This window comes from Nocardia sp. NPDC004068 (assembly GCF_042874315.1).
Classification (GTDB): Bacteria; Actinomycetota; Actinomycetes; order Mycobacteriales; family Mycobacteriaceae; genus Nocardia.
On record NZ_JBIAMW010000003.1, the window covers coordinates 617,452 to 630,998 of the forward strand.

Here is a 13,547-nt window from a genome sequence, read left to right on the forward strand (position 1 = left end):
TCGCCCTGGATGTGTAGGCTTCGAACCCGGACATCCAGGTCGGAGGAGGTGCGCATGACCACGAGCGAGACCGGCACCGCGGTCGACATCAATCGCTACGATCCCGTCCACCGGCAGTGGCTGGCCCGGGCCGTCGCCAAGGTTCGCGCGGACGCGCGCCGCTCCTCGGACACCCATCTGCTGCGCGTGCCGATCCCGGCGGTGCCGGGGGTGGACCTGTATCTGAAGGACGAGTCCACCCATCCCACTGGATCGCTCAAGCATCGGCTGGCCCGGTCGCTGTTCCTGCACGCGCTGTGCAGCGGCTGGATCCGGCCGGACCGCCCGGTGATCGAGGCGTCCAGCGGATCGACCGCGGTGTCGGAGGCGTACTTCGCCCGGCTGATCGGGGTGCCGTTCATCGCGGTGATGGCCCGCGGCACCAGCCGGGAGAAGGTGCGGCTGATCGAATTCCAGGGTGGCCGTTGCCATTTCGTGGACAATGCCAACGAGGTGTACGACGTGGCCGCGCGGCTGGCGCGCGAGACCGGCGGCCACTACATGGACCAGTTCACCTTCGCCGAACGCGCCACCGACTGGCGGGGCAACAACAATATCGCCGAGTCGATCTTCGACCAGCTCGCCGAGGAACCCCATCCGGAACCGGCCTGGGTGGTGGCGACCGCGGGCACCGGCGGCACATCGGCGACCATCGCCCGCTACATCCGCTACACCGGCCGCGCCACCGGACTGTGCGTCGCCGATCCGGACAACTCGGCGTTCTTCCCGGGGTGGCGCGACGACGATCCGGAGCTCACCACCGAAATCTGTTCGCGCATCGAGGGAATCGGCCGCCAGCGCGTCGAGCCGAGCTTCGTCTCCGCGGCCATCGACCGGATGATCCACGTGCCCGACGCCGCCGCCATCGCGGCCGTACACGTGCTCGAGGAGCTCATCGGCCGCAAGGCGGGCGCCTCCACCGGCACCGGGCTGTGGGCGGCGTTCCACATCATGTCCGAGATGGCCCTGCTGGGCAGCACGGGCAGCATCGTCGCGCTGCTGTGCGACCCGGGCGACCGATACATCGACAAGTACTACTCCGGCGACTGGCTGGCCGCCCAGGGGCTCGACGTCGAGCCCTATCGAATCCGGTTGCGCGCCTTCCTCGAGACCGGGCGGCTCTAACCGGCCAGCAGCCGCACCACCGCGACCACGCCGACCACCACGATCACCGCGCGTAAGGCGTTGGGCGGCAGGCGACGTCCCACGGTCGCGCCCAGCTGGCCACCGATGATCGAACCCACCGCGATGAGCGCGGCCGCCCGCCACGACACGTCCGCGACACAGATGAAGATCAGCGCCGACACGGTGTTGGCGAGCAGGGCGAGATAGTTCTTCACCCCGTTGAGCCGCTGGATGTCCTCGTGCACGAACACCCCCAGCAACCCCATCAGCAGCACCCCCTGGGCCGCGCCGAAGTAGCCGCCGTACACACCCGTCCCCAGGACCGCCAGCCACAGCAGCAGCCCGCCGTGCTCGGGCGCCGCGCCCCCGGACTCACGGCGCCGCTTGACCCACGCCGACAGGCGCGGCTGCGCGACCACCAGCACCAGCGCGAGGATGATCAGCACCGGCACGATCGCCTTGAACGCACCCGGCGGCAGCGTCAGCAGCGCCACCGCCCCCGCGATCGCGCCCAGCAGCGTCGCCGAGCCCAGCCGCAGCAATCGCGAGCGCTGCCCCGCCAGCTCGCGCCGATAGCCCAGCACGCCGCTGAGCCCGCCCGGCACCAGGCCGATGGTGTTCGAGACATTGGCCGTGACCGGCGGGAAACCCAGGGCGAGCAGCACCGGGAAGGTGATCAGCGTGCCCGAGCCCACGACCGTGTTGATGCCGCCGGCGGCGATGCCCGCGGCGAAGACCGCGAGCTGTTCAGTCAAGGTCATGGGTCCACCTCACGTCCCCGCCCGGTTCCGGCGCCAGAGGTGGGACGAATCTCACGCTCGTCGACCTGCCTTTCCGTCCTCGATTTCGGAGCGGTAAACTCGCGACCATCATGCAGCGGGCACTTCTTCTCGGCCGCCGCGACGGGGTCTGATCCGACCGGCTCCCGTCGCGGGGTTCAGCCGCGCCGGTCGATCCATCCTTGGCAGACCCACCAGCCCACATCACGGAGAAACGTATGTCACCCGCTGACGCATTCGTATCCGCCACCCGGACCATCAGCGCGCCCGCCAAGCCGGCGCCCGCGGACCAGCCCGCGTGGAACAAGCAGAAGAACTCCTCCATGCCGACCTTCCGGTATCGCCCGTTCGCGGAGGAGGTCGAGCCGATCACCCTGCCCGACCGCACCTGGCCGAACACGGTCATCGATCGCGCGCCGGGCTGGTGCGCGGTGGATCTGCGCGACGGCAACCAGGCCCTGATCGATCCGATGAGCCCCGCCCGCAAGCGCCGCATGTTCGACCTGCTGGTGCGGATGGGCTACAAGGAGATCGAGGTCGGCTTCCCCTCGGCCAGCCAGACCGACTTCGACTTCGTCCGCGAGATCATCGAGGACGGCGCGATCCCCGACGACGTCACCATCCAGGTGCTGACCCAGTGCCGTCCCGAGCTGATCGAGCGGACCTTCGAGGCGTGCCGCGGCGCCGGGAACGTCATCGTGCACTTCTACAACTCGACCTCGATCCTGCAACGGCGGGTGGTGTTCCGCGCGGATCGCGAGGCGGTCAAGAAGATCGCCACCGACGCGGCGACGCTGTGCCTCGAGATCGAGCGGCGCTATCCGGACACCAACTGGCGCTACGAGTACAGCCCCGAGTCCTACACCGGCACCGAACTGGAGTACGCCCGCGAGGTGTGCGACGCGGTCACCGAGATCATCGCGCCGACCCCCGACAAGCCGATGATCATCAACCTGCCCGCGACCGTCGAGATGGCCACGCCCAACGTGTACGCCGACTCGATCGAGTGGATGAGTCGCAATCTGGCGCGGCGGGATTCGATCGTGCTGTCGCTGCACCCGCACAACGACCGCGGAACCGCCGTCGCCGCAGCCGAATTGGGCTATCAGGCCGGGGCCGACCGCATCGAGGGCTGCCTGTTCGGCAACGGCGAGCGCACCGGCAATGTGTGCCTGGTGACCCTGGGGATGAATCTGTTCTCCCGCGGCGTGGATCCGCAGATCGACTTCTCCAACATCGACGAGATCCGCCGGACCGTCGAGTACTGCAACCAACTGCCCGTGCACGAGCGGCATCCCTACGGCGGCGATCTGGTCTACACCGCGTTCTCCGGCAGCCACCAGGACGCCATCAACAAGGGTCTGGACGCGATGAAAGCCGCTGCGGACGCGGCGGATTCGGATGTCGACGACATCACCTGGGAGGTGCCCTACCTGCCGATCGACCCCAAGGACGTGGGCCGCACCTACGAGGCGGTCATCCGGGTCAACTCGCAGTCGGGCAAGGGCGGCGTCGCCTACATCATGAAGACCGATCACGGGCTGGCGTTGCCGCGCCGGTTGCAGATCGAGTTCTCCCAGGCGATCCAGCGCATCACCGACGGCGAGGGCGGCGAGGTCACGCCGAAGGAGATGTGGGACGTCTTCGCCGACGAGTACCTGAATCCGATTCTGCCGCTGGAACGGATGCGGCAGAAGGTCACCGCGTCGGAGACCGACGGCGGCACCGACCGGATCGACGTGGTGGTCAAGGTCGACGGCGTCGAGCAGGAGATCACCGGCACCGGCAACGGCCCGCTCGCCTCGTTCGTGGACGCGCTGTCGACCATCGGCTACGACGTGCGGGTGCTGGACTACTCCGAACACGCCATGTCCTCCGGCGACGACGCGCAGGCCGCGGCCTACGTGGAATGCGCGATCGGGGACAAGGTGACCTGGGGCGTGGGCATCGCCACCTCCATCACGACGGCCTCGCTGCGCGCGGTCGTCTCGGCGGTCAATCGCGCCCAGCGCGCGCACTGAACTCGGTCCGCCGCCCGGTCCGCGCCGGGCGGCGGCCCTGTGGATCACATGTGGATAACTCCGCGCGGCAACGGGTATGGACTCGCTCGGCCGGAGCACGGGTAATCGGACAGCGTGCTAGCTTGGAGCTGCATTAGCGCCGAGCTCTCTGCTCGAACTCCGAGCAGATGGGGGAAACGTGACGACTGACGACAACTCGACCCAACCGCCCTGGTTGCAGAACCACGGAGTGGACGTGGCAGCCGAGCAGGACGATTCGAAACCGGCGCACGAGGATCCGGCCGAGGACGCCGCGGCGGAGGCCGCCGCGGGCGAGGAGACCGCCGAATCGGAACCGCCCGAGGGCGGTGAGCCGGCGGCGTCCGGAGTGTTCCCGCCCGTGCCGGATTCGCTCGGGCAGGAGCCGTTCGGATCGTTCGCGCCGAGCGGATTCGCCGGTCCGGGTGTCCCGTCGAACTCCGGCAGCTTCCCGATTCCCGAGCAGTACGGGCAGCCGGGCGATCCGAATCCGTTCGTGCCGAGCGGTCCCGGCGACCCGAATCAGTTCGCGCCGCCGCAGTTCGGCGCCCCCGGCGATCCGAGTCAGTTCGCTCCCGGTGGTCCAGCGCAGTACGCGCCCGGTCCCGGTGATCCGAATCAATTCGCGCCCGGGCAGTTCGCGCCCGGTCCGGGTGATCCGAATCAGTTCGCGCCCGGGCAGTTCCCGCCCGATCAGAATCAGTTCCCGGGCGATCCGAACGCCTACGGTGCCCCGAACGCGTTCGCGCCCGGCCCATCCGGTGATCCCAACGCGTTCCCCGGCTACGGCGAGGCGCGGCAGGAGACGCCGTACGGCGAGATCCGGCAGGAGATCGGCCCGGACGGCATGGTGCGCCGCGTCTTTCCCGAGGACGGCGGCCAGCAGGGGCCGCCGCCGGAACCGATGGGCGGCAATCAGGAGCAGTACAGCTGGGCCCCGCCCCCGCTGCCGCCCGCCCCGCCCCCGCAGCAGCTGTACTCCCAGCCGCCGCTGCCGCCCGGTCCGCCGGGCTGGCCGGGCGGCGGACCGGCGAATCCGCCGCAGCCGCAACAGTATTCGGGCTTCCAGCCGCAGCACATGGCCCAGCCCGGCCAGCCCGCGCACTCGCTCAACGATCTGAACCTGCTCAAGCGCGCCCGCAAGGCCCCGCGCAGCGGCTGGCGGCGAGCGGTGCACAAGATGACCGGCGGCACGGTCAATCCCGGCGAGTCCCCGGCCGACGTCGTCCACCGCGAACTCGTCGAACGGGTGAATCAGCCGGTGCGCGGCGACTACCGGATCGCGATCCTCTCGCTCAAGGGCGGCGTCGGCAAGACCACGACCACGGTCGGGCTCGGTTCGACGTTCTCCTCGCTGCGCGGTGACCGGGTCATCGCCATCGACGCCAATCCGGACCTCGGGACGCTGGCGCACCGGGTGCCGCGCCAGACCCGCTCCACGGTGCGAAACCTGTTGGAGGACAAGCACATCGGCCGCTACTCGGACGTGCGGGCGCACACCTCGCAGGCGCCGAGCCGGTTGGAAGTGCTTGCCAGCGAACAGGATCCGGCGGTGTCGGAGGCGTTCAGCGAGGAGGACTACCGCCGCGCGATCGCCATCCTCCAGCAGTTCTACAACATCATTCTCACCGATTGCGGTACGGGACTGATGCATTCGGCCATGAAGGGCGTGCTGGACATGGCCAGCTCGCTCATCCTGGTGACCTCCCCGGCCATCGACGGCGCCCGCAGCGCCTCGGCCACGCTGGACTGGCTCGAGCATCACGGCTACGGCAAGCTGGTGGAGCGAACCGTGGTGGTGGTCAACGCCTCTCGCCGCGGCGCCTCCACGGTCGATCTCGATCAGCTGCGCAAGCTGTTCCTGGACCGCACCCGCGCGGTGCAGGTCGTCCCGTTCGACGATCATCTGGCCGAGGGCGCGGAGATCGATCTGGAACTGGTCGGCAAGCCCACCCGGCGGGCGCTGCTGGAACTGGCCGCGATGGTCGCCGACGACTTCGGCTATCACGTGCCGCAGCCGCCGTTCCCGAGTCCGCAGACCAACTATCCGGGCGGCCCGCAGGGCTATCCGCAGGGGCCGTACCCGGGGCAGTGACCCGGATGCCTTGCGCGCGGCCGGATTTCGCGGTCGGTCAGCGCGGTCTGCCCGTGGCGGCCACGTCGCGGGCGGCCGTCTCGAAGGCGGCGAGGACGGCGGCGATGGCGGGCCGGGCGGCGGCGTCGGGGCGGGCGGCGAGTTCGTAGAGCCGGGCGGCCCGGACCCCGGCCAGCCGCAGCACCACCAGTTCGGGGTGCCGGACCGCGTAGCGGGGCATGAGCGCGACCCCGTAGCCGGAGGCCACCAGCTCCTCGATCACGCCGAAGTCGTTGAGCCGCTGGGCGATTCGGGGCTGCACGCCGGTGACGGTCGCGATCGAGCGGAGCACGTCGTCGACCGGGAAGCCGCCGCGCACGCTGAGCCAGGTCTCGTCGGCGAGTTCGGCGGGCACCACCGCGCCCTGCCGGGCCAGCCGGTGGCCGGGGGCGACGACCACATCGATCGGCTCGCGCATGAGCACCCGCGCGGTGACCCGGGGACCGGTCAGCGCGGGCGCGCGTTCGTCGCGGTGGGTGAGCACGACGTCGTAGTCGGCGAGCAGGCGCGACACCTCGGTCGGGGGCACGTCCTCGTCGCGGGCCACCACCTCGACGCCGCTGCCGTCGAGCGCGGCCAGCACCCGCGCGAGCAGCAGCACGGCCCCGGACGGGAACAGCGCGACCCGTACCTGACCGCGCGGGGAGCCGCGATACAGCGCCATCTCCGCGGCGGCGCGCTGCATGGCGGCCAGCACCTCGTCGGCGCGGACCACCAGCGCGCGCCCGGCGTCGGTGAGCCGCACCCGCCGCCCGTCCGGTTCCAGCAACGCCACCCCGGCCTCGCGGGTGAGCACCTTGAGCTGCTGGGAGACCGCCGACGGGGTCATCGACAGCGCCTCGGCCACCGCGGCGACCGTGCCGCGGTCGGCGAGTTCGCGCAGTACCCGGAGACGTTCGACCGCCATGAATCCCGCTGTGTCCACTCTTCAGTTGTACTACATCGACATTCCATAATTATTCGATGGTGCTTACCTGTCCGGTGCTTCGATGATGGGCGGCGTGAGTAACCGTGATCGTCTGCTCGGCCTGGCCGTCGTCCTGCTGTGGGGGCTGAACTTCCTGGCGTTGCATGTGGGCCTGGAGCACTTCCCGCCGTTCTTCTTCGCCGGGCTGCGCTTCGCGGTCCTCGCGATTCCCGTGGTGCTGCTGGTGCCGCGGCCGCGGGTGCCGGTGCGCTGGCTGGTGTTGTACGGGGCGGGATTCGGGATCGCGCAGTTCGCCTTCCTGTTCACCGCGATGCGGGCGGGCATGCCGACCGGGCTGGCGTCGCTGGTGTTGCAGAGTTCCGCGCCGTTCACCGTGGTGCTCGGCGCGATACTGCTGCGAGAACGCTTGCGGCCCAGTCAGTTCGCGGGTCTGGGGGTGGCCGTGCTCGGCATGGCGGTGATCGGCTGGGATCGGGCCCAGCACGCCACCGTGGTGCCGGTGCTGCTGACGCTCGCGGCCGGATTGGGCTGGGCGTTCGGCAATATCGGCTCGCGGCTGGCCGCGGCGAGCGATGCCGGGCACCGGGTGGATCCGCTGCACCTCACCCTGTGGATGGCCGTGGTGCCGCCGGTGCCGATGTTCGCGCTCTCGGCGGCGGTGGAGGGTCCGGCGACCGGCTGGCGCGCATTGGCCGACGCGTTCACTCCCGCCGGGTGGCCCGCGCTGGCGGCCCTCGCCTACACCGCCGTGCTGGCCACCCTCGTGGGTTCGGGCCTGTGGACGTATCTGATGGGCCGTTACCCCGCGGGCGCGGTCGCGCCGTTGTCGCTGCTCGTGCCCGTGGTCGGCATCGGCACCGCCTGGCTGTTCCTGGGCGAACGACCGTCCGCCCCGGCGCTGGCGGGTGCGGTCGTGGTGATCGCCGGAGCGTTCGCGGCCACCTCCCCCCGGTCGGGGTTGTGGTTTTTCACACCCCATCCGGCGCGTCGGCGGGTTCCACCGCTTAGAGTTGGCCGCGGCGTGGAGGTCTCGACAGATGGCAGATCGGCAATCGACCGTGTCGCGGCGGCGGGTGCTGCGCGGGATGGTGGCCGCGGGCGTGGTGACCGCGGGTGGATCGCTGCTGCGCCCGGGTCGGGCGGCGGCGGATCCGGGACGGAGCGTGGCGATCTTCGGCGGCGGGGTGGCCGGGCTGACCGCGGCGCACGAACTGGCCGAGCGGGGTTTCGCGGTGACCGTCCACGAGCGGCGCGCGCTCGGCGGTAAGGCCCGCAGCATCCCCGTCGCGGGGTCCGGCCGCGACGGGCGACCGGATCTGCCGGGCGAACACGGGTTCCGCTTCTTCCCGGGGTTCTACAAGCACATTCCGGACACCATGCGGCGAATCCCGTTCCGGGACAACCCGAACGGCGTGTGGGACAACCTCGTCCCCGCCGTCGAGGCGCGCTTCTCCCGCGCCGGGACCGACGACGTGCTGCTGCCCATGGGCCAGGTCGCGAAGCCCTGGTCGACTCCCGACGACTTCCGGCAGACCGTGGGTTCGGTCATCGCGACCTCCACCCGGATGCCGATGACCGACGCGCTGTACTTCGCGAACCGGCTGCTGGTCTTCAACACCAGCTGCGACGAACGCCGCCTGGGCCAGTGGGAGAACACGGCCTGGCGCGATTTCGTCGGCGCGCGCGGTCGATCGGCGGAGTTCCGCGTGCTCATGTCGCGCACGCTCACCACGCTGCTGGTGGCCGCCAAGGACGATCACGCCAGCACCCGCACCATCGGCAGCATGGGCGAACAGTTCCTCGGCAATCCGCTCGAGACCGGCAACGACGGCCCGCTGGACCGGCTGCTGAACGGGCCGACGACCGAGGTGTGGATCGATCCGTGGGTGAATCGCCTGCGGCAGTTGGGCGTTCGGTTCGAGACCGCCGAACTGCGCGGACTCGACGCGGCCGGCGGCCGGATCACGGGCGCGCGGATCGCCGACGCCGCGGGCGCGACGCGCACGGTGACCGCGGACCACTACCTGCTGGCCGTGCCGATGGAGGTCGCGCGCGGGCTGTGGACCCCCGAAATCCTCACGGCGCGACCGGAACTGGCCGCCATGAGCGATCTGGTCACGAACTGGATGAGCGGCATCCAGTTCTATCTGCGCCGCCCCACCGAGATCGCCCGCGGCCACACCGCCTACGTCGACTCGCCGTGGTCGCTGACCTCCATCGCGCAGAACCAGTTCTGGTCGCGCACACCGATTTCCGGCTACGGCGACGGCACCGTGCGGGACTGCCTGTCGGTCGACATCTCCGACTGGAACACCCCCGGCATCGTCTACGGCAAACCGGCCGTCGAATGCACCCACGAGGAGATCGCGCACGAGGTGTGGGCCCAGCTCCAGGCCCATCTGGACGGCGCGGCGACCCTGCGCGACGAGGACCTGTGCTCCTGGTTCCTGGACACCGGCGTCGCGTGGGACGCGGCGCGCGGGCGCAACACCAACGCCGACCCGCTGCTGATCAACACCGCCGGATCCTGGGCGGCCCGCCCGCAGGCCCACGGCGGCCTCGAAAACCTGTATCTCGCAGGCGATTACGTGCGGACCAACGTCGATCTGGCGACCATGGAGGGCGCGGCCGAATCGGCGCGCTCGGCGGTGAACGCGCTGCTCGACGTCGCCGGTTCGGACGCGCCGCGCTGCGCGCTGTACACCCTGTACCGAGCGCCCGAGCTGGAACCGCTGCGGCGGCTCGACGCCGGCCGCTACGCCGCCGGACAGCCCAATATGTTCGACGGTCCCGCCTAGCGAGAGCGCGGCGGCGACAACACATAAACTCACGTCGTGGCAGACATCTCGGTACGTGGGCGGCTGGCGCTGCGGGCGGCGGCGGGCGCCTCGTGGGCGTCGCAGAAGGCGGGGCGGGGCAAGGGGTCGATGATCGGCGGCCTGATCGCGCTGCGGATCGATCCGTCGATCATGACGCAGCTCGGCCGTGGTCGCCGCACCGTGCTGGTGACCGGGACCAACGGCAAATCCACCACCACCCGCATGACCACCGCCGCGCTCGGCGCGCTCGGACCGGTGGCCACCCAGGCCGACGGCGCGAACATGGACGCGGGCATCGTCGCGGCGCTCACCGCGCATCGCACGGCCCCGCTGGCCGCGATCGAGGTGGACGAACTGCATCTGCCGCACGTGGCCGACGCCCTCGACCCCGCCGCGGTGGTGCTGCTCAATCTGAGCCGCGATCAGCTCGACCGGGTCGGCGAGATCAACATGATCGAACGCAAGCTGCGCGCGGGCATGGCCCGCCACCCCGACACCGTGCTCATCGCCAACTGCGACGACGTGCTGGTCACCTCGATCGCCTACGACCACCCGAACGTGGTCTGGGTGGCCGCCGGGAGCGGCTGGTCGGTGGACGCCACCAGCTGCCCGCGCAGCGGCGAGCCGATCGTGTGGGAGGGCGCGCACTGGCGCAGCACGGGCGCGGACTTCCGGCGTCCCGAACCCGATTGGTGGGTGGACGAGGAGTTCCTGTACGGCCCCGACGGCCTGAAACTGCCGCTGCACCTGGCACTTCCGGGCCGGGCCAACCGCGGCAACGCGGCCCAGGCGGTCGCCGCCGCGGTGGCCCTGGGCGTCGAGGCGGAGAAGGCGGCCGTCGCCACCGCGACCGTGCGCGAGATCGCGGGCCGCTACCGCACCGCGCGGGTCGGCGAGCACACCGCGCGGCTGCTGCTGGCGAAGAATCCGGCGGGCTGGCAGGAGGCGCTGTCGATGATCGATCCGGAGGCCACCGGCCTGGTGATCGCGGTCAACGGGCAGGTGCCCGACGGCGAGGACCTGTCCTGGCTGTGGGATGTGCGCTTCGAGCACTTCGAGGGCACCCAGGTGGTCGCGGCCGGGGAACGCGCCACCGATCTGGCCGTGCGCCTGACCTACGCGGGCGTCGAGCACACCACGGTCGCCGATCCGCTGCGGGCCATCGCGTCGTGTCCGCCGGGACGGGTCGAGGTGCTCGCCAACTACACCGCGTTCCGCGACCTCAACCGGGATCTGGAGGCGGCCCGATGACCGACTCGACCGTGCGCATCGGCCTGGTGCTCCCGGACGTCATGGGCACCTACGGCGACGGCGGCAACGCGCTGGTGCTGCGGCAGCGGCTGCGCATGCGCGGCCACGCCGCCGAGATCGTCGAGATCACGCTCACCGATCCGGTCCCCGAATCGCTGGACATCTACACCCTCGGCGGGGCCGAGGACTCCGCGCAGCGGCTCGCCACCCGGCACCTGCAGCGCTACCCCGGTTTGCAGCGCGCGGCCGCGAAAGGCGTTCCGGTGCTGGCGATCTGCGCGGCCATCCAGGTGCTCGGCAACTGGTACGAGACCTCCTCCGGCGAGCGGGTCGACGGGGTCGGGCTGTTCGACGTGACCACCTCCCCGCAGGCGAAGCGGGCCATCGGCGAGGTCGCCTCGACGCCGCTCCTGCCGGGGCTGAGCGCCGCCCTCACCGGCTTCGAGAACCACAGGGGCGGAACGGCTCTGGGCCCCGACGCGACCGGGCTGGCGCGGGTCACCCGCGGCGTCGGCAACGGCGTGGGCGACGGGCTCGAGGGCGTGGTCCAAGGGTCGGTGATCGGCACCTACATGCACGGCCCCGCGCTGGCCCGCAATCCCGAACTGGCCGACCATCTGCTGCGGCGCGCGCTCGGGGTGGACGAACTCGAACCGCTGACCCTGCCCGAGGTCGATCAGCTCCGCCGAGAACGCCTGCGCGCGTGAGGGGTTGTGACATGTGCGAAGACTCGAAGATCGCGTTGTACGGTGACCGCCGACGCGGTACTCTCGCGCGGCCAGGCGTGGACTAGGGAGGTCACAGCGTGCGCAGACGCGCCTTTCTGAAGGCGGCCGGAGCGGCAGCGCTGCTCGGCGCGGCGGGGGCGGGGTTCCGCCCGGGATCGGCCGCGGCCGATCCGGTCTGGAACGACCTGTTCCGGCAGTGGGTGCCCGAGATCTTCGCCCCGCTGCCCGATCCGCCGGAACACACCGAGGCCGTCGTCGTCGGCTCCGGGTTCGGCGCGGCGGTGGCGGCGCTGCGGCTGGCCGAGGCGGGGGTGAGCACCTCGGTGCTCGAGCGCGGCTCGCGCTGGCCCAACGATCCGTGGCGGGAGATCTTCACCGGCGACGATCTGCCCGACGGGCGCGGGTTCTGGCATCGCACCAGCTTCACCGGGGTCACCAAGGTGCCCATGCAGGTCGCCGACTTCGGCGGGGTGCTCGACGTGACCTCCTACGACGGCATCGACGTCTGGCGCGCGGCGGCGGTGGGCGGCGGTTCGATCGTGTTCACCGGGGCCATGATCGCCCCCGAACGCCGGTTCTTCGACGAGATCTTCGGCGGCACGGTCGCTTTCGACGAGATGGACCGCGTCTACTACCCGCGCGTGCGACAGATGCTGCGGCTGAGCACCATGCCCGCCGACATCTACGCCTCCGCCCCGTTCACGCATTCGCGGATGTGGGACGAGCAGGTGCGCAAGGCCGGATATCAGCCCGTGCCCAACGAGTCGATCTACAAGTGGGATGTCGTGCGCGGCGAATTGACCGGCGCCACACGGCCTTCCGCGACCGCCGGACGCAGCAACCTGGGCAACTCCAACGGCGCGAAGTACGACCTGAACCAGAACTATCTGAAGGCCGCCGAGGACACCGGCCGCTCCCGCATCTATCCGGGCCACCGGGTCGACAGCATCGCCCAGGACGGCAACGGCCGCTACGTCCTCACCGTCACCAAACTCGATCCGACCGGCGCGGTGCTCGCCACCCGCACGCTCACCTGCGACCGGCTGTTCCTCGGCGCGGGCTCGGTCGGCACCACCGATCTGCTGGTGAGTGCGCAGGCCACCGGCGGCCTGCCGCATCTCAACGAGCACATCGGCGCGGGCTGGGGCACCAACGGCGACGCCGTGCTCGGCCGCGGCGAGAGCGCGCTCGCCGGGCTGGGTCAGGGCGTCGCGAGCGCCAGCCGCGTCTTCGACGACTCCGGGATGCCGCTGACCCTCGAAAGCTGGTATCTCCCGGGCTTTCCCATGGAGACCGGGGCGCTGGCCTCGCTCGGCATGGCGTTCGACCCGACCCGCGCCCGCTTCACCTACGATCCGGCGCGCCGGGCCGCCACGGTCAGCTGGCCGCGCAAGGCGCAGGACGACGTGGTGGCGGCGTGCCGCGCGGTCGATCGGCGCATCGCCGAACGGGCCGGGGCGCTGTTCGACTACGGGCCGATCGGCTACGACGCCAACGCCATCTTCACCGCCCATCCGCTCGGCGGGGCGGTGGTCGGCAAGGCCACCGACAACTACGGTCGCGTCATCGGGCATCCGGGGCTGTACGTGGTCGACGGCGCGGCCGTGCCGGGCAGCACCGGGACGGTCAACCCGTCGCTCACCATCGCCGCGCTGGCCGAACGCAATGTCGAGGCCGTCATCCGCGCCGGGCGTTGATTACGCTC

Annotated in this window: 10 protein-coding genes; 8 read left to right on the forward strand and 2 right to left on the reverse strand. The window is 70.9% G+C overall.

Annotated features, from left to right (window positions below; genetic code table 11):
* Positions 1 to 54: 54 nt before the first annotated feature.
* Positions 55 to 1,164: a PLP-dependent cysteine synthase family protein gene (locus ACFYTQ_RS10430; protein ID WP_387359007.1), complete on the forward strand. Its 1,110-nt coding sequence runs from the start codon at positions 55 to 57 to the stop codon at positions 1,162 to 1,164.
* On the opposite strand, the gene ACFYTQ_RS10435 is transcribed toward ACFYTQ_RS10430, so the two are convergent.
* Complete coding sequence (locus tag ACFYTQ_RS10435) at positions 1,161 to 1,925, reverse strand: sulfite exporter TauE/SafE family protein (protein WP_387359009.1); 765 nt, start codon at positions 1,923 to 1,925, stop codon at positions 1,161 to 1,163. The genes ACFYTQ_RS10430 and ACFYTQ_RS10435 overlap by 4 nt on opposite strands.
* A gap of 236 nt (positions 1,926 to 2,161) precedes the next feature.
* Here ACFYTQ_RS10435 and leuA point away from each other — a divergent pair, with 236 nt between their 5' ends.
* Positions 2,162 to 3,964 carry a 2-isopropylmalate synthase gene (gene leuA, locus ACFYTQ_RS10440; protein WP_387359011.1) on the forward strand — a complete coding sequence of 601 codons (1,803 nt, stop codon included), beginning with the start codon at positions 2,162 to 2,164 and terminating at the stop codon, positions 3,962 to 3,964.
* A gap of 235 nt (positions 3,965 to 4,199) precedes the next feature.
* Positions 4,200 to 6,077 (forward strand): AAA family ATPase, encoded by a 1,878-nt coding sequence (locus ACFYTQ_RS10445; RefSeq protein WP_387359013.1) that lies wholly within the window; start codon positions 4,200 to 4,202, stop codon positions 6,075 to 6,077.
* Positions 6,078 to 6,114: 37 nt separating this feature from the next.
* On the opposite strand, the gene ACFYTQ_RS10450 is transcribed toward ACFYTQ_RS10445, so the two are convergent.
* Entirely contained in the window at positions 6,115 to 7,023 is a 909-nt protein-coding gene (locus tag ACFYTQ_RS10450; RefSeq protein ID WP_387359216.1) for a LysR family transcriptional regulator, read from the reverse strand.
* Between the two features lie 94 nt (positions 7,024 to 7,117).
* Between ACFYTQ_RS10450 and ACFYTQ_RS10455 the strand changes: the two genes are divergently transcribed.
* The 5 genes from ACFYTQ_RS10455 (at position 7,118) to ACFYTQ_RS10475 (ending at position 13,539) form a co-directional block, all read left to right on the forward strand.
* On the forward strand, positions 7,118 to 8,311 hold the full coding sequence (locus tag ACFYTQ_RS10455) for an EamA family transporter (protein ID WP_387359015.1): 1,194 nt from the start codon (positions 7,118 to 7,120) through the stop codon (positions 8,309 to 8,311).
* Positions 8,214 to 9,842, forward strand: coding sequence for an FAD-dependent oxidoreductase (locus tag ACFYTQ_RS10460; protein ID WP_387359218.1), 1,629 nt, complete (start codon positions 8,214 to 8,216; stop codon positions 9,840 to 9,842). Before ACFYTQ_RS10455 ends, ACFYTQ_RS10460 begins: the two co-directional genes overlap by 98 nt.
* A 36-nt stretch (positions 9,843 to 9,878) precedes the next feature.
* Positions 9,879 to 11,114 (forward strand): MurT ligase domain-containing protein, encoded by a 1,236-nt coding sequence (locus tag ACFYTQ_RS10465; protein WP_387359017.1) that lies wholly within the window; start codon positions 9,879 to 9,881, stop codon positions 11,112 to 11,114.
* Entirely contained in the window at positions 11,111 to 11,821 is a 711-nt protein-coding gene (locus ACFYTQ_RS10470; protein WP_387359019.1) for a type 1 glutamine amidotransferase, read from the forward strand. Before ACFYTQ_RS10465 ends, ACFYTQ_RS10470 begins: the two co-directional genes overlap by 4 nt.
* 98 nt (positions 11,822 to 11,919) lie before the next feature.
* The gene (locus ACFYTQ_RS10475; RefSeq protein WP_387359021.1) at positions 11,920 to 13,539 is read left to right on the forward strand and encodes a GMC oxidoreductase; all 1,620 of its coding nucleotides are present in this window, start codon (positions 11,920 to 11,922) and stop codon (positions 13,537 to 13,539) included.
* The last annotated feature ends 8 nt before the right edge of the window (positions 13,540 to 13,547 follow it).